Origin of the sequence: Hymenobacter psychrophilus (genome assembly GCF_900107135.1) — a bacterium.
Classification (GTDB): Bacteria; Bacteroidota; Bacteroidia; order Cytophagales; family Hymenobacteraceae; genus Hymenobacter; species Hymenobacter psychrophilus.
In genome coordinates this window covers 71282-91975 of record NZ_FNOV01000004.1, presented here as the reverse complement: position 1 = coordinate 91975, position 20694 = coordinate 71282, and the positions used below count along the sequence as shown (strand labels likewise).

At 61.8% G+C, this 20694-nt stretch carries 19 protein-coding genes; 7 read left to right on the top strand and 12 right to left on the bottom strand.

What is annotated here, in order from left to right:
- Positions 1–65: 65 nt before the first annotated feature.
- A complete protein-coding gene (gene serS, locus BLW21_RS07175; RefSeq protein WP_092738775.1) occupies positions 66–1343 on the top strand; it encodes a serine--tRNA ligase in 1278 nt (425 codons plus the stop codon).
- A 99-nt stretch (positions 1344–1442) separates the two neighbouring features.
- Here the strand turns inward: serS and BLW21_RS07170 are convergent, their stop codons facing one another.
- The 9 genes from BLW21_RS07170 to BLW21_RS07130 form a co-directional block, all read right to left on the bottom strand.
- On the bottom strand, positions 1443–2636 hold the full coding sequence (locus BLW21_RS07170; protein ID WP_139255117.1) for a sensor histidine kinase: 1194 nt from the start codon (positions 2634–2636) through the stop codon (positions 1443–1445).
- A 29-nt stretch (positions 2637–2665) separates the two neighbouring features.
- On the bottom strand, positions 2666–3109 hold the full coding sequence (locus BLW21_RS07165) for a response regulator (protein ID WP_092738773.1): 444 nt from the start codon (positions 3107–3109) through the stop codon (positions 2666–2668).
- Complete coding sequence (locus BLW21_RS07160) at positions 3106–5445, bottom strand: ATP-binding protein (protein WP_092738772.1); 2340 nt, start codon at positions 5443–5445, stop codon at positions 3106–3108. The genes BLW21_RS07165 and BLW21_RS07160 overlap by 4 nt, the downstream gene beginning before the upstream one ends.
- A complete protein-coding gene (locus BLW21_RS07155; RefSeq protein WP_092738771.1) occupies positions 5427–5996 on the bottom strand; it encodes a biliverdin-producing heme oxygenase in 570 nt (189 codons plus the stop codon). Before BLW21_RS07155 ends, BLW21_RS07160 begins: the two co-directional genes overlap by 19 nt.
- A gap of 139 nt (positions 5997–6135) precedes the next feature.
- Positions 6136–6585, bottom strand: a complete 450-nt coding sequence (locus BLW21_RS07150) for an OsmC family protein (protein ID WP_092738770.1) — start codon at positions 6583–6585, stop codon at positions 6136–6138.
- A gap of 3 nt (positions 6586–6588) precedes the next feature.
- On the bottom strand, positions 6589–6894 hold the full coding sequence (locus BLW21_RS07145) for a phosphoribosylpyrophosphate synthetase (RefSeq protein WP_092738769.1): 306 nt from the start codon (positions 6892–6894) through the stop codon (positions 6589–6591).
- A gap of 153 nt (positions 6895–7047) precedes the next feature.
- Positions 7048–7704 (bottom strand): hypothetical protein, encoded by a 657-nt coding sequence (locus BLW21_RS07140; RefSeq protein ID WP_092738768.1) that lies wholly within the window; start codon positions 7702–7704, stop codon positions 7048–7050.
- Between the two features lie 295 nt (positions 7705–7999).
- Positions 8000–9064, bottom strand: a complete 1065-nt coding sequence (locus BLW21_RS07135; protein ID WP_092738767.1) for a glycosyltransferase family 9 protein — start codon at positions 9062–9064, stop codon at positions 8000–8002.
- 152 nt (positions 9065–9216) lie between these two features.
- Complete coding sequence (locus BLW21_RS07130) at positions 9217–10971, bottom strand: helix-hairpin-helix domain-containing protein (RefSeq protein ID WP_092738766.1); 1755 nt, start codon at positions 10969–10971, stop codon at positions 9217–9219.
- A 164-nt stretch (positions 10972–11135) separates the two neighbouring features.
- Between BLW21_RS07130 and BLW21_RS07125 the strand changes: the two genes are divergently transcribed.
- The 5 genes from BLW21_RS07125 to BLW21_RS07105 all read left to right on the top strand — a co-directional run bounded on the left by BLW21_RS07125 (position 11136) and on the right by BLW21_RS07105 (position 14860).
- Complete coding sequence (locus BLW21_RS07125) at positions 11136–11540, top strand: hypothetical protein (protein ID WP_092738765.1); 405 nt, start codon at positions 11136–11138, stop codon at positions 11538–11540.
- A gap of 74 nt (positions 11541–11614) precedes the next feature.
- Positions 11615–11995 (top strand): hypothetical protein, encoded by a 381-nt coding sequence (locus BLW21_RS07120; RefSeq protein WP_092738764.1) that lies wholly within the window; start codon positions 11615–11617, stop codon positions 11993–11995.
- Positions 11996–12061: 66 nt separating this feature from the next.
- Positions 12062–12514, top strand: a complete 453-nt coding sequence (locus tag BLW21_RS07115) for a hypothetical protein (protein ID WP_092738763.1) — start codon at positions 12062–12064, stop codon at positions 12512–12514.
- Positions 12515–12615: 101 nt separating this feature from the next.
- Positions 12616–13029 carry an EVE domain-containing protein gene (locus tag BLW21_RS07110; RefSeq protein WP_092738762.1) on the top strand — a complete coding sequence of 138 codons (414 nt, stop codon included), beginning with the start codon at positions 12616–12618 and terminating at the stop codon, positions 13027–13029.
- A 205-nt stretch (positions 13030–13234) separates the two neighbouring features.
- A complete protein-coding gene (locus BLW21_RS07105; protein ID WP_092738761.1) occupies positions 13235–14860 on the top strand; it encodes a hypothetical protein in 1626 nt (541 codons plus the stop codon).
- Between the two features lie 232 nt (positions 14861–15092).
- On the opposite strand, the gene BLW21_RS07100 is transcribed toward BLW21_RS07105, so the two are convergent.
- The 3 genes from BLW21_RS07100 to BLW21_RS07090 form a co-directional block, all read right to left on the bottom strand.
- Positions 15093–15653: a DUF4252 domain-containing protein gene (locus BLW21_RS07100; protein ID WP_175470890.1), complete on the bottom strand. Its 561-nt coding sequence runs from the start codon at positions 15651–15653 to the stop codon at positions 15093–15095.
- 166 nt (positions 15654–15819) lie between these two features.
- Positions 15820–17295 (bottom strand): OmpA family protein, encoded by a 1476-nt coding sequence (locus BLW21_RS22040; protein ID WP_092738759.1) that lies wholly within the window; start codon positions 17293–17295, stop codon positions 15820–15822.
- Positions 17296–17678: 383 nt separating this feature from the next.
- Complete coding sequence (locus BLW21_RS07090) at positions 17679–18968, bottom strand: aminopeptidase P N-terminal domain-containing protein (RefSeq protein ID WP_092738758.1); 1290 nt, start codon at positions 18966–18968, stop codon at positions 17679–17681.
- 623 nt (positions 18969–19591) lie between these two features.
- Between BLW21_RS07090 and BLW21_RS07080 the strand changes: the two genes are divergently transcribed.
- Positions 19592–20632, top strand: a complete 1041-nt coding sequence (locus BLW21_RS07080) for a glycosyltransferase family 9 protein (protein ID WP_092738756.1) — start codon at positions 19592–19594, stop codon at positions 20630–20632.
- The last annotated feature ends 62 nt before the right edge of the window (positions 20633–20694 follow it).

Genomic DNA, 20694 nt, shown 5'->3' with positions numbered 1-20694 from the left:
GCTTGGCGGCCGAAATCAAACGGCTATTTTTGGGCTTCCGAATCTGCCTTTTCTGCCCCGCCGATATGCTGCAAGTTGCCGTCCTGAAAGAAAATACCGCCGCCGTACTGGCCGCCCTGGCCAAGCGCCACTACCCCACTGCCGAGGCCGACGTGCAGGCTGTGCTCGACCTCGACCAGCGCCGCCGCGAGCTACAGACCGGCCACGACCAAGCCCAGGCTGAAGCCAACGAGCTGGCCCGCCAGATTGGCGGCCTGATGAAAACAGGCCAGAAAGCCGAGGCTGAAGCCCTCAAAGTCCGCACTGGCGAGCTGAAGCAGCAAACCAAAACGCACTCCGACGAGCTGGCCAACACCGAAAAGCAGCTCCAGCAGCTGCTCTACAAGCTACCAAACCTGCCCCACGAGAGCGTGCCAGAAGGCCGCGGAGCCGACGACAACGAGGTAGTGCGCGAGTGGGGCACCAAGCCCGAGCTGGCCGCCGACGCCAAGCCCCACTGGGACCTGATTGAGCAGTACGACATTATCGACTTCGCGCTGGGCAACAAAATTACCGGCGCCGGCTTCCCGGTGTACAAGGATAAAGGTGCGCGGCTACAGCGGGCGCTCATCAACTTTTTCTTGGACGAAGCTCGTGCCGCTGGCTACACCGAAGTGCAGGTTCCAATTCTAGTGAACGAGGCCAGCGGCTACGGCACCGGCAACCTGCCCGATAAGGAGGGCCAGATGTACCACGCCACCGCCGACGACCTGTACCTGATTCCGACGGCTGAGGTGCCCATTACCAACCTCTACCGCGACGACATTATTGCCACCGAGCGGCTGCCTATCCGCAACACCGGCTACACGCCCTGCTTCCGCCGCGAGGCCGGCTCGTGGGGCGCGCACGTGCGGGGCCTCAACCGCCTGCACCAGTTTGATAAGGTGGAAATCGTGCACATCACGCAGCCCGAAAACAGCTACGCGGCCCTAGAGGTGATGGTGGCGCACATCGAAAGCCTGCTGCAGAAACTGGAGCTACCCTACCGCGTACTGCGCCTCTGCGGCGGCGACATGGGCTTCACCTCGGCCCTCACCTTCGATCTGGAGGTGTGGAGCGCGGCCCAGCAGCGCTGGCTGGAAGTCAGTTCGGCTTCCAACTTCGAAACCTACCAGGCCAACCGCCTCAAGCTCCGTTACCGCCCCGAGGCTGGTGGCAAAACCCAGCTACTGCACACGCTCAACGGCTCGGCCCTGGCCCTGCCCCGCATCGTGGCTGCCCTGCTCGAAAACAACCAGACGTCCGAAGGCATCCGCCTGCCCCAGGTGCTGCACTCGTACTGCGGGTTTGAGTCGATTGAGTAGTAGGGTGATTCGGTGACGGAGTAATTAGAAGAACGCCATTCAGCGCATGCTGCTCTAAGCGCAGCATGCGCTGAATGACGTTTCCTTTTTTCGGTTGGCCTACTCCTCCGCCAGAAATACCTTGAACGTGCTGCCTTCGTCAGGTTGGCTTTCGACTTCGATGTGGCCGCCGGCGGTTTGTACCAGCCGGTTGACGAGGAACAGGCCTACGCCGGTACCGTTCTGCACATCGGGGTGGAAGCGGCGGAAGAGCTGGAACAGTTCGGAGCCGTGGCGCGCCAGATCGAAGCCCCGGCCGTTGTCCTGCACTTCGAGCAGGGCCCGGCCCTGGGGCTGGCTGGTGCGGACGATGATGTGTGGGGCGCGGCTGGGGTGACGGTATTTGAGGGCGTTGGACACCAGATTGAGCAGCACGGTACGCAGGTTCACCCGGCTGTAGAGCAGCGTGGGCAGGGCCCCAAACTCGGTACTGATGCGGGCCCGGCTTTCCAGGATCTGGGGCCGCAGGGCCTGGCACACATCATCCACGATTTCCTGGAACAGCACCTGTTCGGTGGCCGTGGGTTCGGCGCGGCGCTGTTCCTGCACCACAATGGCCAGGTCGTCGATGGTGGTGGTCAGGGCCTGCAGCGAACTGTCAATCAAGCCCAGCAGCTGCGCCTCGTCGGGGTCGGCGAAAGTTGCCGAGCGGCGCAACTCCTCAAATAGGCCCGCCAGATTGTGTACCGGCTGGCGCAAATCGTGGGAGGCGGCGTATACAAAGTTGTCGAGGTCGGCGTTGGTGCGGGCCAACTGCTGGTTGCGGGCCTGCAGCAGCTGGCGGGTTTCGGTCAGCTCGGCCAGGGAGGTCCGCAGGGCCTGGTTAACGGTTTCCACCTCGGTATGGTAGCGGGCCTGGTACTGGCGCCACTCATTTTTTTCGATGGCATGAGTTACCGTTTTGGTCAGCAGTTCTTGGTCGAACTGCCCCTTCATCAGGTAGTCGAGCGCGCCGCTTTGCAGCGCCCGCACGGCTAGTTTTTCGTTGCCGCTGCCCGTTATCATTACCACGCACAGGCCCTCGGCTGGCACCAGTCGGCGGAACTGTTCGAGCACCTCCAGCCCATCCATATCCTGCAGGTGGTAATCGAGCAGCACACAGTCGGGCCGCAACCGGGTAAACTGCTCCACGGCCTGCTGGCCCGAAGTAGCTTCGTGAAATTCCAGGCGCTGAAAGCCCATCTGCCGACCCAGAAAGCGGCGGTAAAGTACCCGGTCGGGTTCGTTGTCGTCGGCCAATAAGATCTTTTTCACGGGCGCGGGGCTAGCGTCAGGGGGCCAAATCAGTTTACGGGCAGTTCCACCGTGCTCAGCCAATAGCGCACAATTTGCTGCACTTTCTCTTCCAGCGCACCGTAGCCGATGGGTTTGGTTACGTAGCTGTTGGCCCCCAGCCGATAACAGTCTTCAATATCGCGGGCATTGGCCGAGGAGCTGAACACTACAATCGGGATGGAGCTTAGCTGGGGGTCGTGCTTGGCCTGATCGAGCACGGCGCGGCCGTCGGTACCGGGCATATTCAGATCGAGCAGAATCAGGGCGGGCAACACCGAAGGCCAGGGGGCGCGGTGGCCGTAGCCGAGCAGGTAGTCGAGGGCCTGGTCGCCGTCTTCGCACCGCAGCACCGGATTTTGCAGCGCGTGCTTGCGGAAGGCGCGGCCCAGGGCCGTAAAGTCTTCCAGGCTATCTTCCACAACCAGCACGGGTTTTAGAGGAGCAGCAATCATGGGGCAGGGGGCGTGAAGGTGGGGATAGTAAAGTAGAACGTGGTACCCTGGCCCGGGGTTGACTCGGGCCATACCTGACCACCCAGGCTCTCAATCATTTTCCGGACGATGGCCAGCCCGGCGCCGGTGCCGCCCTCGTACTTATCCTGCCCATGCAGACGCTTAAACAGCTTGAAGATATTCTCAAAGTGGCGGGCCTCGATACCAATACCATTGTCGCGCACGGCCAGCACCTGGTAGCGGGCCGGGTCGATGGGACCCTGCGGGCCGACCACGCTGCCCGCCGGCATTGCCAGAATGCTCACGGCCTTGTGCGGCTGGTCGTTGTAGCGCATGGCGTTCGTTATCAGATTATTGAATACCTCCCCCAGGCGCACCGGGTCGGCTTGTACCATGGGCAGGGCCACTGGTACGCTTACGGTAGTGCCGGTTTCGGTCAGGCGCGGGTGCAGCAGGTCGAGCACTTCGGCCACCACCTGATTCACGTCCACGGCCTGCAATTCGGGCTCCAGGCGGCCCACCCGCGAAATGCGCAGCAGCGACTCAATCAGGGCCTCCATGCGCTGGCTCAGGCGCACCAGCGTCTGCAGCTTATTCACGCCTTCGGCATCGAGCTGGTCGGCGTAATCTTCAAGCAGGAAAATGGAGTAGTTATGAATACCGCGCAACGGCTCCTTCAAATCGTGCGAGGCCACGTAGGCGAAGGAGTCGAGGTCGTTGTTGCTGCGGGCAAGCTCGGCATTGAGGGCGTTCAGGGCCCGCGCGCGGGCCTGCACCTCGCCAAGCTGGCGCAGGCGGATATCGGCAATGCGCAGCCGGATTTCGCGGGCGGCCTCCAGCTCGATGGGTTTCCAGGGGGTGGCGGTGTTTTCCACGGCTTGGCTCCAGGCCTCAAACGACTGCCGGGGCGAAAGAAACACCTGCCCGTCGCGCAGTTCCTCGGCCTTTTGCTGGCGGCCGGCCCAGGTTACGGTTTGTAGCAGCTCGGGGCGCAGCCACACAATATAGTCGCCGGCCGTGGGGTCGAGGCAGATGGCCAGCAGGCCGCTGGCCGTAGCGCGGGCCGCCACCCCGGCCGGCCGGTGACGGACGTAGGAATTAGTGGCAAATACGTCGGCGGTGGCAGGGGCTTCGTGGTGCAGCCAGTCCAGCAATGCGGTTACCTGGGCGGGTTCGGGCACGCTGCCAACGGTGCGCAGCTCGCCATCGAAGCGCACCAGCAGCCCGCCGCAGTCGAACACGGCCTGCACGGCCGGCAGGTGGTCGTAAAGGGCCTCGCGGAAGTCGGCAGCTTCGGCCAGCAGCCCGAACAAGTGGACCTGGTGCTCGCGCAGCCGCAGCTGGGAGGCGTAATCGTCGGCCTGTTCCTTGCCGCGCAGCAGGGCCGAAAACGTCTTACCCAGAAACAGGCACAGGTCACGCAGCTCGTAGCTCACGAGCCGGGGCGTAGCGTGGTGGCACACAATAAGCCCCCACAGCTCCCCGTCACGAATTACGGAAATGGCCATGGTAGCCGCCACGCCCATATTTCTGAGGTATTCGAGGTGGATGGGCGACACGCTCCGCAGCACCGAGTACGTCATATCGGGCGGGCGGGCGCTCAAGGGGTTGAACGCCGGAACCAGCGGCACGGGCACGTAATCGACGTCGGGAATAAAGCGGAGCCAGTTTTTGAGGTACATGGCCCGGGCCTGCTGCGGAATGTCGGTGGCCGGGTAGCGCAGCCCCAGAAACGGTTCGAGGTCGGCGCGGGCCGCTTCGGCCACTACCTCGCCGCTGCCGTCGGCCCCGAAACGGTAGGTCATCACCCGGTCGAAGCCCGTCAGGTCGCGTACCTGGCGCACGGCGGCCTGGCAGAAGTCGGCCACCGACTCGGCGGCCAGCAGCTCGGCCAGCGCGTCGTTGAGCGAGGGCAAATTCAGCGGCCTGGCGGCCTCCGGTTCGGCCACGGACTCCAGCTCCAGCCACAGCAGGTTATCAAACTGATGGCCGATAAGCTTGAAGAAAGGCTGCCCGGGCAGCGCGTCGAGGCGCACGCCCAGCAGCTTGGGCTGCTCGCGCAGGGTGGGCAGCCAGGTCGCTACCTCGGCCTGGCGGGGCCCGGCAAACAGGCAGTCGAGCCCCCGCCCCAGCAGGGTTTCGGCCGGCAGGGCCAGCAGCGCGGCAGTGTTGGCGCTGGCCTGCACAATGCGGTGGGTGTCGGGCGCCAGGCAAAGCAGCAGGCCGTAGGGCTGGATGGCCCCGGGTATATGAATGGGCTCCCGGTCGCAGTTGGTGAGCGTAACGGGCTGCCCGGCCAGGCTTTCGTCGGTGAGTGTCAGGCCAGTTCTATCCATGCGTGCAGGCGTTGAAAAGTGAGGGCGGCCGAGGCCACCACGTCATCGGCCAGGGCAGGCTCAGCAGCTACTTCGGCCTCCAGCAGCGCGGTAAACGACTTCCAGAGGGGCCCGGTCTGGGCGCCGCGGCCCGCAAAGTAGGTGCGGGTCGTAATGTCGGCCGCGGCCAGCTGGCGGGCAATTACCTGCCCGCCCAGCGTCGAGCCTTCGAGCACATAGAGGGCGCCCAGCAGCCGGGCGCGGGTATCGAGCGGGGGCAGGTTGGGGGCGTGGGGCAGCTGGTCGGCATTGGGCAAATCCTGGCGCAGCAGTTGGGCGCGGTAGCGGCGGGCCAGCTCCCACTCGGCACCAAACTCCGCTTCGTGGGCCTGAAGCTGCGCCTCAAACGGTACCACAAACCCGTAGAGCTTCTGCAGGAAGTGGCGGGTGCCGGCCGCCGTGAGCGCGCCCGTACGCAGGGCCTGGTTGAAGGGCTGCGCCTCCAGCGCATCGTGGTAAGGTCGGGTTTCCTGGCGCAGGCGGGCCAGGATGGAATCGGGGGAAAGCGACATAGGCGACGGCCGGCCACTCCGCCAGCACACATGCGCCGGCAGTTCAGGGAGAAACCAGGACAACAAATATACCCTCATCAGACCCAGACAGGCTGCTGTTGAGCTTACCCGACTCCTACAACCTATGGCCTGTTATCAGCTAGGCATCAACCAGCGTGGTAATAATGCGCAGGCTGGCCTGCAGCGTTTTCTGGACGGGGCACTTGGAGGAAACGGTTTCCAGACGCTGCCGCTGCTCGGGCGTGAGGGGCCCCAGCAAGCGCAACTCCTTATCCACCTGTTCGAGTAGCTGGCCGGCTTCTTCGCACTGTTCGCAGTCCTGGGCGTGTACGCGGCCGTGGCGCAGGCGCACTTCCACGCCTTCGAGCGGCCACTGCTTGCGGCTGGCGTAGAGGCGCAACGTAATGGCAGTGCAGGCTCCGAGGGCCGAGAGCAGCAGGTCGTAGGGCGTGGGGCCCCGGTCGTGGCCGCCCACGCTTACGGGCTCATCGACGAGCCAGGTGTGGCGGCCGGCCTGCACATCGGCCGTCAGGGCCTCGGGACCGACTTTTACCAGCACTGTATAGGTATTGGGAGAGGTATCTATCATCGTTCAGGCAATGGGCATGGTAAGCTTCTGCATCAGCGCGTCGTTGGCCGGCGACGAGTACGCGCCGTAGGCACTCACCAGCAGCCCGCGCACGCCCGCATCCGACTCAATGGCGTAGAGGATGCTTTCGTCGGCGGGGTCGGTATCGCCCTCGAAGCGGTAGAACTCGCGCACCTGGAAATTGGCGGGGTGCAGCTTCAAATCCAGGCCGGGGCAGTGCAGGTGGTCGTCGGCGAGGTTGAAATCCTGGTCGTAACCGTGTTGCTGCAGGTCGCGGATGGCCCCGCTAAGCGTGTCGTAGGTTTTCATGACTGTTTAGGGAAAGGCGCTAGCAGAAGTACGCAGCCGCTTGCCAACCGTTGTGCTTTAGGCGGGGCGGGCCGGCAAAACAAAGGGCCGCTCGTGCATTACGCACAAGCGGCCCCCGAAAAAAAGCAGGTTACGGGTCGGGTAGCTGCCCAATCAGGACTTGGGGCTGGTGTAAGGGAATTTCTTGGAAGCGTTGCGCATCAGCGCCTCTACTACCGTAGCCGAGGAGCTGAACACCGAGCCGGCGGCCACATAATCATATTTCCAGAGCAGCTTACCCGCCTCGGCCTCATGAATATTGACGCTGATATTGGCCTGGTTGGTACTACCCCAGGCACCCACCAACAGCCCCACGGCCACGGCAGCCCCGTCGCTCATGGGCTTGGAAGTCCGGACGCTGGTCGTCAGCACGGCATCTACGCCCAGCAGATCGGCCAGCTCCTGCGGCGTGTGGCTGCGCAGCTCGGCCGTCGGAATGCCGCTTTCGCGCAGCAGGGCGTTGGTTTCCATCACGCTCTGAAACTGCACGGTGTAGCCGCGCTGCTGGCTGCGGCGCAGTAGCCAGGCAAAAATCTGCTCCTGAAAATCAATGCCGCTCTTCTCTTCCATCGACAGCCGTTGCTCGGGCGGCGTGTTGCGGGCCTGGTTGGGCCGCAACTCCATGGTTACCGATGCCGGCAGAATGGCTACCGTTTTGTGCTTGGGCGCATACGCCCGGAAATCATTGGCCAGATAGATAGAAGGCCCGCAAGCCGTCAGGAAAAGGCATAGCAGGGCCACAGCCCCTAGGTTAAGGGTAGAAGTTTTCATCAAATTGAAAAGGGGGAAATAAAAAAAGAGGAAAGTAAGCCATCCGACTTACCGACGCCCATACCTGCTAAAAGGGGCACTCGGCTCAGCTGAATTTCGCCGAAAATTAACATTTTTCTGACATATTGCCCACCATGGGGCAATAAATTTAACAGCCTATTTTTCAGGGGCTCAGATCCAAGCTCAACCGATGTACCTACCTGGCTTCGCTGCTCCCAACCTTCTCTAAAGACAAACAACTGCCCTGTTGCGGTATTTCTTTGCCGCTCCCCGTTTCTCTCAGCAATGGCCACCCCTAGCGGCCGTCGCGGGCCGGGGGCAGGTCGAGGTTAAAGACGATGTCGCGCATGCATTTGAAATGGCCCTGCGGACACTTGTCGAAACCGATTTTTGAGCAGGGCCGGCAAGAAAGCCCTTCCACCTGCAGCAGCCGGAACTCGGTGCGGTAGGGATACATGCCGAACTCGGGCACAGTATTGCCCCACACGCTGAAGATTTGCTTTTGGAATGCCGCCGCTATGTGCATCAGCCCGGTGTCGTGGCTTACCACCAACTGCGCCTGCCGCACCAGCGAGGCCGATTGGTTGAGGTTGAATTTGCCGCAGGCATTGTAGATAATTGTGCGGGCGGCCTGAACACCTGGGGCTTTTGGGAAGTAATAAGGGCTTTCGGGTAGTTGGGGCGGCGCGGGTGGCGAGGTGGCCGCACCCGCATCAAACGCCAGCTCGATTACGTGGCCGGTGCTTTCGTCGGTGGGGCCGCCAAGCAGCAGCACCGGCTGGCGCAACAGCCCGCACAGCTCGATAATCCGCTCGGTGGGCAGGCGCTTGGTGGCGTGTTGGGCCCCAATGGCGAAGGCCACGTAGCCGTTGCGGAAAGCGGGCGGCAGCATCTCCTCCACCTCTACCTCGTCTTCTTCCGGAATGAAATAATCGAGCCCCTGGTTGTCGTTGCGCACGCCCAGTGGCGCGGCGGCGGCCAGGTAGCGGTCCACGATGTGCACCTTCGGCAGGGTATCAAGCTTCCAGTTTACCAGCAGCCACTTGCGGGCATTCAGCTTGTCGAAGCTGCTGGCTTTTACGCCCAGCCGGGCCTTGATCAGGGCAGTGCGCAGGTTGTGGTGCAGGTCGATGATGAAGTCGAACTGCTCGGCCCGCAGTTCGGCCACCAGCTCGCCCAGGCTGCCCGTCAGGCAGTGCACCCGGCTCACGTGCGGGTTGTTTTCCACGATTCCGCGGAAGGCGGGTTTGGTGGCAAAGTGCACCACGGCCCCCGCCACCTGCTGCTTCACGGCCCGGATAACGGGCGTCGTCAGCACGATGTCGCCGATGGAGGAAAACCGCAGAATCAGAATCTTCATGTGAATTTTTACTTGGAAGCTTCAGGTAACACCGCCTGTCATCCTGAGCTTGCGAAGGACCTTATCACGTAAAAACGGCTTGTACTAATGTAATAAGGTCCTTCGCAAGCTCAGGATGACAGGCGGTGTTATCCGTACCAATCCAACCGTTCTTACCCAAACAGCGAATCCTGGAAATCCAGTGGCGGCTTGATTCCGGCTTTACGCCGGGCAAAGTACTCGGCGGCTTCTTCCACCGACTTCGTATTGAAGGTTGTGGCTTTGGTGAGGCCGCCCTTGCGGCCCATCAGCACGCCGTAGCGCATATCGGCGTAGCCGCTGGTGTGGTGGGCGTCGGGGTTGATGCTGAGCTGCACGCCCTGCTCCAACGCGTAATGCACCCAGCGCCAGTCGAGGTCGAGGCGCCAGGGGTTGGCGTTGATTTCGATGATGACGTTGTGCTTGGCGCAGGCGTCGATAATGGCCTTGTGGTCGAGCGGGTAGCCTTCGCGGCGCAGCAACAGCCGGCCGGTGGGGTGGCCGAGCATGGTGGTGTAGGGGTTTTCGATGGCCCGCAGCACCCGCGTCGTGGCTTTGCGCTCGTCCATTTTCAGGTTCGAGTGCACCGAGGCCACAATAAAGTCGAAGGTCTCGAGCACGGCCGGCGCATAATCCAGCCCACCATCCGAGAGAATATCCGACTCGATGCCCTTGAAAATGCGGAACGGCGCCAATTCCTGGTTTAGCTGGTCGATTTCCTGGTGCTGCTGGCGCACCCGCTCCACCGGCAGGCCGTTGGCGTAGTGGGCAGCCTGCGAGTGGTCGCAGATGCCCAGGTACTCGTAGCCGCCGTCGCGCAGGAAAGTGGCCATTTCGCGCAGGCTGTGGGTGCCGTCGGAGTAGGTGCTGTGGTTGTGCAGCGAGCCGCGCAGGTCGCCGGGCTCCAGCAGCTGAGGCAGCTTCTGCTGGCGGGCCAGCGGCAGCTCCCAGAGGCCTTCGCGCAGCTCGGGCTCGATGTACTGCAGGCCGGCACGCTGGTAAAGCTCGGTTTCGGTGGCGAACTGCTCGCGCTTCAGCCACTGGCGCAGGCTGGCCGGCTGGCCGGGCAGCAGTTCGTCGGTCAGGGCGCCGTTCAGGTGGGCGTCGGTGGCCGAAGTGAGCAGGAGCTGGTTGACGAACTCGGCGGGCGAAACCAGCCGCACTTCTACCTGCACGCCCGAGGCCGTGGCCGTACCGCGCCAGGCAAACGGGCCGCTGCGGCGCGGGTCGGCCGTAAGGCCGTCGAGGCCATTGAGCACCTGGCGGGCGGTAGCGGCATCGGTGGTGGCGGCCACCAGCAGCACGGTTTCGATGGTTTCGAGGCGGCGGCGCACTTCCCCGCTCACGGCCGCCTGCGCGGTGCCGGGCGCGGCTTCGAGGTGGGCCAGCAGCTCGTGGGCCAGCTCCTCGCCCTGCGGGTACAGCAGCTTGCCGCGGCTCTGGTCGGTAAAGTCGAGGGCGTCGAGGATGGACTGCTGGGTTTTCTGGCCGAAGCCCTTCAGCTTGCTGACCTCGTCGTTTTCGGCGGCCGCCCGCAGCTGGGTGCCGTCCTCAATGCCCAGGTCCTTCCACAGGCTGCGGATTTTTTTGGGGCCGATGCCTTTTATTTTCAGCAGCTCTACCACGCCGGGCGGGGTAGTGGCCAGCAGCCGGTCGAGCTCCTCGAACGAGCCGGTATCGAGCATTTCGGCCACTTTGGCGGCGGCGGTTTTGCTTAGGCCGGTGCGGTCGGGCAGGCCGGTACGCTCCACGTCGGCCACCGGGAAGCTCAGGGCCTCCAGGGCGCTGGCGGTGCCTTCGTAGGCCCTTATTTTAAACGGATTTTCGCCGTGCAGCTCCAGCAGCTGGGCGGCCAGGCGGAAGGCTCGGGTTAGGGCGCGGTTGTCCATGGCAGGCAAAGGTAGGGGGTGCAACGAAGTTAGACGGTTTATGGGCGCGGAAGTTGGCCGGCGGGCCGCCGCGTTGAGGCTCTTTTGCCAACCTGCCGGTGCTTTAACCTGTAAACTGTATAACTTTCCTCCTCACTCCTTTCTCACCTACTACTGCCTTCGCCATGCGTCTATTTACCCTCTTTGCGGCCTTAAGCGTACTCTTGCTGGCCGCTACCTGCAGGCCCGAGTCGCAGGACTCGCGCCTGCCCCCGAACCTGAAGCAGCTGGAAGGCACCTGGCTGCACGCCCACGAGGAAGACCAGGCCGACGTGCTCGTGTACCGGCCCAACACCTACGCCTTTCCGCCCTCGCGGGGCCGTACGGGCTTTGCCTTCGAGCGCAACGGCTTATTCACGCAGTACGACATTGCCCCCACCGATGGCCTCGAAGGCCACAAGGGCCGCTGGAAAGTGCAGAAAGACAATACCCTGCTCATCGACCTCGACGACCAGCCGGACTCCGGCTACGCGCTCGAAATTGTGTCGCTGGAAAACAACGTGCTCAAGGTGCGGCGCAAAGATTTATAGGCAACTGCAACCGCTCGGCGGGCCATTGGCTCTTGCTGGCAGGTGCTTTTGCCTGATTTCTTACCGCTCACTTTATGCGTTTTTCGCCCTATTTATTCGCAGCATCCCTCCTACTTGCGGCCGGTTGCAAAAAGTCGGAAGAACCGACACCAGACTATGTTTTTGGTAAAAGCTGGTACAACACGTATCAGCCGGGCGACGATGGGCACCTGATTTTCTCCACCACCAACCCCAACCTGCCCTGGTTCCACGATGGGTTCCGCCTCAACACCGATGGCAGCTTCCTGGAGTATGGCCTCAACCCCGTCGATAGCCCGGAAAGCCGGCCGGGCACCTGGCAGCGGGAAAGCAGCCAGAAGTACCGTATTACTTTCCACGACCCCTCCCGCAAGGGCTATCTGCTGCTCATCAGCAAACCAACAGCCACCCAGCTGCAGGCCCGCCGCGACAACTGATTCAGATGCTGTTCGTTAGCCAGCTATTCCCCCCTATCACTCCACCTTTTTAGTTTACTTCATTCGATGCGTATTTTCCTGCTGACAATGCTGGCTGCCGCCGCCCTGGCGCTGGATTCCTGCACGCCTACTGCCCCCGACGCCAACCCCGAAAAATCCGGGGCTGCCTCAACCGACGACGCCCTGCTGTTTGGCAAGATGTGGGTGAATTCCTACGAAGCCCGCCCCGACGAGACGCCCACTTACCGGCCCGCCGACTACACCTGGACCACCCCGCCCCAGCGCTACAATATGCCCTTCGAGGGCGGCGACGGGTTCCGGCTCGACGCCGACGGCAAGGGCGCCTACATTGCGCCCGGCATTGGCACCGGCCCCACCACGCATCCCCTCACCTGGCAGCGCGACGAGGCCGGCAAGTCCGTTTTTCGCCTCCACGTAACCGATGATTCGCGGCCCGACATGCGGCTGGAGATTGTGTCGGTGACGACCGACCGGCTGACGGCCCGCTACCTGCCCTAACCGGCCCGTCAGCCGCCGCTACCGGCTTACCGGCCCGGCTGCCCTTGGTGGGCGGCCGGGCCGTTTTGCGCTATGTTTGCGCCGAATCTCAACTACTTTTCATGAACTACTGGCTTGTTAAATCGGAACCCGCGGCGTACTCCTGGACCGAATTTGTGCGCGAAGGCGGCACCGACTGGACCCGTGTGCGCAACTTCCAGGCCCGCAACTTCCTGCGCCAGATGCAGCCCGCCGACCTGGTGCTGTTCTACCACAGCGTGAGCGACAAGCAGATAGTAGGCGTAGCCGAGGTAGCCACCGCCGCCGCGCCCGATGCCACCGCCCCCGCCGGTACCGACTGGGTGGCCGTGCGCCTGCAGCCGCGCCAGCCACTGCCTGCGCCTGTGTCGCTGGCCCGCATCAAGCAGGATGAGCGCCTGAGCCAGATTGCCCTGCTACGCCAGTCGCGCCTGTCGGTAATGCCGCTCAAAGCCGAGGAATTCGACGTGCTGCTGGAGCTGGGAGAGGTGAAATAGTGAGCTGGTGAGTTGCTGTTTCGGGGGCCTGATTGCTCCACTTGCGCCGGTAGGCCCCCGAAACATCAGTTCACTAGTTCACCGCTCCAGCGTGTGGAATTTGGCGGAGCCGGGCATCATCCGGGGGCTGTAGGTGTTAGGCAGAGCCCGGGCTTATGCGTAACTTACGGTAGCCCTTTTCCCCGAAAGCCTGGTGGTTCCCGCTATGAGATATGTACTACTGTTTTTTTGTCTGCTGAGTGCCACGCCGGGGCTGCTGGCCCAGAAGTCCAAGGCAGAAAAGCCCCCGTTTGAGCCCCGGCAACACCTGCGCACCGAGTTGCCGCTGGAGTATTTCAGTAGCGAGGTGCAGGTGCAGCCCCTGGCCGAAGACAGCAGCGTAGTGCTGCTCGTGGAAAAAGACGGGCGGCTGACAAGCAGGTCTGTCTACTACTTTCAGAAGCTTGATTACCAGTTGCAGCCCGGCCCGGCTAGGCCCTTGGAGGTGCCGCGCGGCTACGCGTTTCAGCGCATGTGCGCTGAGGGCACCGATGTATACGCCCTATTCAGCGGCCCCGTGGAGGGCACGCTCTGGCTGGCCGCTTTCGATACGCGCACCGGCGAGCTGGCCACCGGCGAGTTCAAAACCAAACGCGCCCGCCAGGTTCATGGCCTTACTGCCCTCGATGGCAACCTGTTTGCCACGGTGGAGGTCGACCAGCACCTGACGGTGCTGTTGTTAAATCCGCGCACGGCCCAGTTTCAGTTTTTACCCTCGGTTTACGAGCCGCTGCCCGCCCGCTTTACGCTGGTAGCCGACTCGACCACCCGGCGGGCCGAGCTGATTTTGAGCGAAAACAACGGCTTTAAGTCGCGCCTGCAGCTCAAGCAGCTCGACAACCAGGGGCAACTGCTGCACTCCGAGTTTGTGCAGGCCGGCTCCGAACGCGGCCTGCTCGATGCCCAACTCAGCTCCGGCGACAGTGCGGCCCGGGTGCTGGCCGGCACCTACACGCTGCGCGACTCGCGCTTTTCGCAGGGCCTGTTTGCAGCCGACCTCACGTCGGGCATCACGGTTACCGGCCAACGCCGCTCCCTGCGGTTCTACGACTTTCTCAATTTCAAGCACTTTTTCGACTTCATGAAGCCGGCCCAGATAGCGCGGCTGCGCCAGCGCCAGGCCAAGCTGCGGCAGATGTCGCGCCAGAAGCGCCACCGCTACCAGCTGCTCATGCACGACATGCTACCCACGCCCAATGGCTTCGTACTGGTAGCGGAGGTGTATTATGCCCGCTATAGCGGCGGCTATTCCAACTATGGCCTGCCCGGTGGCTATGGTTACGGCGGCCTGCCCTACGGCGGCTACGGGCTGGGAGGCTTCGGCTACCCCTCGCGCTACAACAGCGTCAATAGCAGCAGCCGGCCGGCCAATGGCTACCATTTCAGCCACGCTATCGTCTGCGGCTTCGACCGCCAAGGCAACCTTATGTGGGACAACGCTTTTCTGCTCGACGATATCAACCGTTATCAGCTGGAGGAAACCATTGTGCTGCGGCCGTTGGCTGATGGGCGGATGGTAATGGCTTATTTGAAAGACGATAAGCTGTACTACAAGCTGGTTGACCAAACCAAGCCGTCGCCCAACGACTGGCAGGTGCGCCTGCGCACCACCCCGCCCGCCGCTGCGGCCGCCACCAATACTGACGGCACGGGCGAGAAAGTCCTTAACACCAATCAGGAACACCTTCTGCCCTGGTATGGAAGCCATTTTCTGGCCGTCGGCTACCAAATCATCCGCCCCGAACACGGGCCGGTACGCGACGTTTTCTTCCTCAACGGTCTGGCCTTTTAAGCAGATTACAGGGGCATAGATTGTAGGGCGTAGCTATTAAACAGTGAAGCTGTTTAGAAAGTCAAAAATTCTGTCATCCTGAGCGCAGCGAAGGACCTTACCATGGCGGCACAATGGCGGCTCAGTCGTGATAAGGTCCTTCGCTGCGCTCAGGATGACACACTCGTAAAAAAGACGACTTTGTAAACAGCTTCAGTAGCTACGCCCTACAACCTACGTCCCCGAAATCTGTTCAGAATCCGCCGCTGGTTACGTTGGGCAGCACTTTGCTCAGCTCGGCAACCTGCGCGCGGGTAAAGCTGCCGCTGATAGCCATCAGCACAAATGAGCCGGTGTTTTTCTCGCCGCCTATGGCCACCAACTCCGTTACCCGGTCGCCCTGTTCGCGCACCGAGTAGCGCATCTGGTTCGGAATGTCGGGGTCGGTATTAGTTATGGGCAGGGGCGTATACCGCTCACTGGCCAACAGGCCGGCCACTTCCTTATCCAGCCCTTCTACCATCAGTTGCTGGGCGCTGTTGCTGGTGGGCGTGAACGTGAGGACCTTGGCGCTTCGGATGGAAGTGAGGGCCTGGCTCAGGTCGGAGTTGCCGCCAAGCTTGCCCAGGCGGCCCAGCAAAAACCGGGTGGTGAGGCCGGCATTCCAGTCGGTGGCCTTAAAGCCGGAGCGGTTTTCATACTTGTTGAAAAACTGGGCAACCGTGCGGGCCGGCGTACCCGGGCCACTGGCCCGGCAGCCTGCCAGCCACAACAGCGCAAAGGCCAGCAGTAATGGAGCGAAACGAACTTTCATAAGCATCTATATCAGCAAGGGAAAACAATACGGTATTGCTGCTTTACGCAATACCGGGCCGGCTGTTGGGCCACTGGGCACGCACAGGCACGAAGTACGCGCAATACGGCAACAAAAAAGCGGCGTACCCAAGGGGTACGCCGCTTTTTACATTGCTTCCGATGACTTACATCTGGGGAGCATTCGGGATGAAGAATTCAAATTTGAATTCTACCCGACGGTTCTTAGCCATATTGGCGGCCGAGGTGTTCGGAGCAGCAGGAGCCGACTCACCTTTACCTTCCGTCACGATACGAGCGGGGTCGAGAGCCTTGCCAGTGAAGTAACGCTTCACCGAACCGGCACGACGCTCCGACAGACCCTGGTTGTACTCATCGGTACCGCGCGAATCGGCGTGGCCGATTACCCGGATGCTGTACTCGGGGTTGTCTTTGAGGGCCTGTACCATCTTATCGAGAGTACCGTACGAGGTGCGCTTGATAACCGTGCTGTTCGTCTCGAAGCGAATTGGCTGCTCCAGCTTGCGCAGGGCGGGGTTCACTTCCATTGGGCAGCCATTGGCATCAACGCGGGTGCCGGCCGGGGTGTTGGGGCACTTGTCGAGGTTGTCAGCAACACCGTCGCCGTCAGCGTCCATCACCATGGGGCAACCGGTAGCATCTACCTGGGTACCGGCCGGGGTGTCGGGGCACTTGTCGTTTTTGTCGGCTACGCCGTCACCATCCGCATCAGGGCAACCGCGCAGAGCGGGCAGGCCAGCCTGGTCGGGGCACTCATCGTCTTTGTCAGCCACGCCGTCGTTGTCACGGTCGGGGCAGCCCATCATGGCAGCCGTACCGGCTTCCGTTGGGCACTGGTCCTGGTAATCCGGAACGCCATCCTTGTCGCCGTCGAGCGGGCAACCGTTTTCGTCCACGGCTACGCCAGCGGGGGTGTCGGGGCACTTATCCTTGCGGTCCGATACACCGTCGCCATCCGTATCCTTGGCTTTGCCCAGGTTGAAGCTCAGGCCCAGCTTGTGCTGCAGGTACCGGTCGTTTTTCTTGCCCTCGTTGGTAATACCATCCACCTGGTCGGTGAGCGGGTAGTGCTGGCCGGTCTGGATGAACAGGCCTACCGACTCGGAGAAGTTGAACTTGATACCGGCAGCAGCCGAAATATCGAACGCGTATACGTCTGAGTTGCCGACAACCTTGTCGTTGATATCGTAAAGGTCGGGGCTGGCGAAGAATACGCCGGGCTGTACCACCAGGTAAGGCGCGATAAACGCGTCCTCCTTCAGTGCCCAGCCGTTGTTGAGCTTCAGCTTGATCGGAACGCCCACGTTTACCACGTTGGCATCAAAGCGCCGGATGGGGAACTGAATGTTCTTTGGATAGTCGGCCGAGAACTTCATGTCGCCGTAGCTCAAGTCCAGACCGATGTCGAGGCCCGGAGCGATATAGCGGCTCACCGTCAGACCAAGGCCGTACTCTACTTTGTCGTGCTTGAACCACTCCGACCCCAGGTCGCCGTGGTACTGCAGCCAGTTGTAGTAAACGCTGATGTTGGTTTTACGATCCGATGTCTGCGCTAGCGCATCGGGTGCCAACGACAACATCGCGAGACCACAGGCCGCGATGGAGGTTAGGATTTTTTTCATAAGAAAAGAGGTTTGAGAAAGCAAAGGTATCTTTTCCGGCCGTTGAACCGCGCCGGCGGCTGCGCGCCTTACTATGGTGCCTATACCGTTCAGCGCAAAATTAGGTTGCTCTAATATGTCTTTAATTTTGCGGTCGGCGGCGGCTGAAAACCAGCTATGATGCACCGGATCAGACATATCGAGCACTTTCTAAGCTGCCGCATGCGCCGTAATTTGCCGGTAATCCCCATTGCGGACCAGCCTTTGAAAACCGTCTTAATTTTTTTTTAAGCGAGTCGAATTCAGACCACAAAAAAGGGCTGGCGGCCGTTTTCGAGAACAAAAACAGCCGCCAGCCCCAACCCGGCTACGAGTTACCGGTAAGCTACCCGAACAGCCCGCGCTTAGCGGCGCATCAGCCGCTCAATGTCGTCGGCTTCGAGCGGAATATTCTTCATCAAATCGTCGTTGCCGGTTTTGGTAATGAGAATATCGTTTTCGAGGCGGATGCCCAGGCCCTCGGCCGGGATGTAGATGCCCGGCTCGCAGGTGTACACCATGCCCGGCTCGAAAGTGCGGTATTTAAAACCTACATCGTGCACATCGAGGCCCAGGTAGTGGCTGGTGCCGTGCATGAAGTATTGCTTATAAAGCGGCGCGGCGGGGTCCTGGTTTTTTACATCCGAAGCACTGAGCAAGTCGAGGCCAATGAGCTCCTGCTCCATATCGCGGCCCACGGCGGCGTGGTAGTCCTCGATGTTGCCGCCCGGCACGAGGCGCGCCGTAGCCAGTTTCATCACCCGCAATACCGCCTCATACACAGCCCGCTGGCGCTTGGTGAAGGTGCCGCTGATGGGAATGGAGCGCGACATATCGGCCGCGTAGTTGCCATACTCGGCCCCGAAATCGAGCAGCATCACGTCGCCGGCCTGGCACTCGCGGTCGTTGCTGACGTAGTGCAGGATGCAGGCGCTGGGCCCCGAGGCAATAATGGAGCCGTAGGCCGGCCCGCGCGAGCCGTTACGCAGGAACTCGTGGAAGATTTCGGCCTCCACTTCGTATTCCATTACGCCGGGCTTCGTGAAAGCCAGTACCCGCCGGAAAGCCGCCTCGGTGAGGTCGGCAGCCTTTTGCATGAGCCGGATTTCCTCGGGACTTTTGATGGCCCGCAACTGGTCGAGCAGGCGGGCGGCGCGGCGGTACTGGTGCAGCGGGTAGGCGGCCTGCAGGCGCTTAATGAAGCGGGCGTTGCGGGTTTCGACTGCCACGGCGGCCCGGATGTGCTCGTTGGCGGGCAGGTACACGTTATCGGCCTCGTTCATGAGGGCCGGCAGCACCGAATCGAATGAATCGAGCCACATAATGGTGCGCACGCCGGTTTGCTCGCGGGCCTGCTCCTTGGTCAGCTTGTAGCCTTCCCAGATGAGGATTTCGGGGCTGGTTTCCTTTAAAAACAGGATTTCGCGGTGCTGGGGCAGCGTGGCGTCGGGGCAGATAACGAGGATGCTTTCCTCCTGATCAACGCCGCTCAGGTAGAACAAGTCGTTGTTCTGGCGGAAGGGCATAGTGCCGTCGGCGTTGGTGGGCATGATATCGTTGGCCTGGAAGATGGCCAGCGAGTTGGGCGGCAGCAGCTCGCGGAAGCGGCGGCGGTTTTCAAGGAACAAATCGGGCGAAATAGGACCGTAGCGCATGGTAGCGGGAATGAGGTAGGATTGTGTGGGCGCTTACATGCAGCCCGTTGCAAGGTACAACGTTCCAAATAGCAGCTATGGTTACCTTTCGCCACCTTCTAAGCTATATCTTGGGCCTTATGCTTGCCAGATGAATCCTTTCCTCAAACTGCAACTACGGTGGCTACTCCGGTGGCTGGGATGGCTGCTGCTTAGGCTAGCTGGGGCATTCGTCTGTTTGGTATTAGCTGGTTGGTGCCTGTATTCCATGCAAATAACTGGGTTTCCCCTAGCGACAATCTGGGCGCTGGCGATACTGCCTGCTCTGAGCGGGATACCCATTTTTCTGCACGCCATTCTGGACTGGCGGTGGCTGCTACGGCTGTCTCAACTACTGTTGGGGTTGGAAATTCTGTTTTTGGGATGGATGTATCGCATCTTGTTGGCACTTAGCGGGCTCAGCGACCATAGTAGCTTGTTGGCCTACTTGCTAATGATTGTGCTACCAGGGGCGCTACTGTTGGCCTTATTACGAGCCATTTGGAAGCTCCATGTCGCGCTCCGAAAAGCCCCGGCCACCGTTGCAACTGCCGAGTAAGGCTCCAGACCCTGACCAGTATCTTTGCCGGCTCACGCCCTCCGCCATGCCCGCCCCCACTCCGCCGCCTGCCGTCCTACTCATCCAGACCGCCTTTATCGGCGACGTGATTCTGGCCACGGCCCTGCTGGAGTACCTGCACCGCACCGAACCCGCCACGCCGGTCGATTTTCTGGTGCGCCGGGGCAACGAGGGGCTGCTGAAGGGCCACCCGCACGTGCGGCAGGTGTTGGTCTGGGATAAAAAGCAGGACAAGTACCAAGGCCTGCTGGAGCTGTTGAAGCAAATCCGGCGCACCAGCTACGGCCGCGTGGTTACGTTGCAGCGCTTCGCGAGCACCGGTTTGCTCACGGCCTTTTCGGGGGCTCCCGAGCGGGTAGGCTTCGATAAGAACCCGCTGGCCCGGTTTTTCACCCGCACTGCCCCGCACGTGCTCGAAGCCGGCGTACACGAGGTAACGCGCAACCTACACCTGCTGACCCCCGACTACCGCGGCCCGGTGGTGCCACCCCGCCTCTACCCTTCCGCGGCCGATGAGCAGGCGGCAGCCGAAGCGGTGGCGGCGGCCGGGGGTGGGCCTTATATCTGCCTTGCACCGACTTCGGTGTGGTTTACCAAGCAGTTTCCGGAGGCCCAGTGGCAGAAGCTGCTGGCCGCGCTGCCGCCCGAGTACACAGTGTTCCTGCTCGGCGGGCCGCCCGATACCGAGGCCTGCCAGCGGCTACTGGTGCAGAGCGGCCGGCCGGGGCTGGTAAATCTGTCGGGCCGCCTCTCGCTGCTGGCCTCGGCGGTGCTCATGCGCGGGGCGGTGCTCAACTACGTCAACGATTCGGCCCCCATGCACCTGTGCTCGGCCGTGGGCGCGCCGGTATGCGCGGTGTACTGCTCCACGGTGCCGGCCTTCGGCTTCGGGCCGCTGAGTCCGTTTTCGCGCATCGTAGAAATCGAGGAGCCTCTGCCTTGCCGCCCCTGCGGCCTGCACGGCCACGCCGCATGCCCCTTGGGCCACTTCCGCTGTGCCCACGACATCCGGACGGAGCAGCTGCTGGCGGTGTTGGGAGAGGCAGTGAAAGAACTGTCATTCTGAGCGGAGCGGAGCGTAGTCGAAGAATCTCTACCACAATGCTACTCCTGACGCCTGCAACGAAG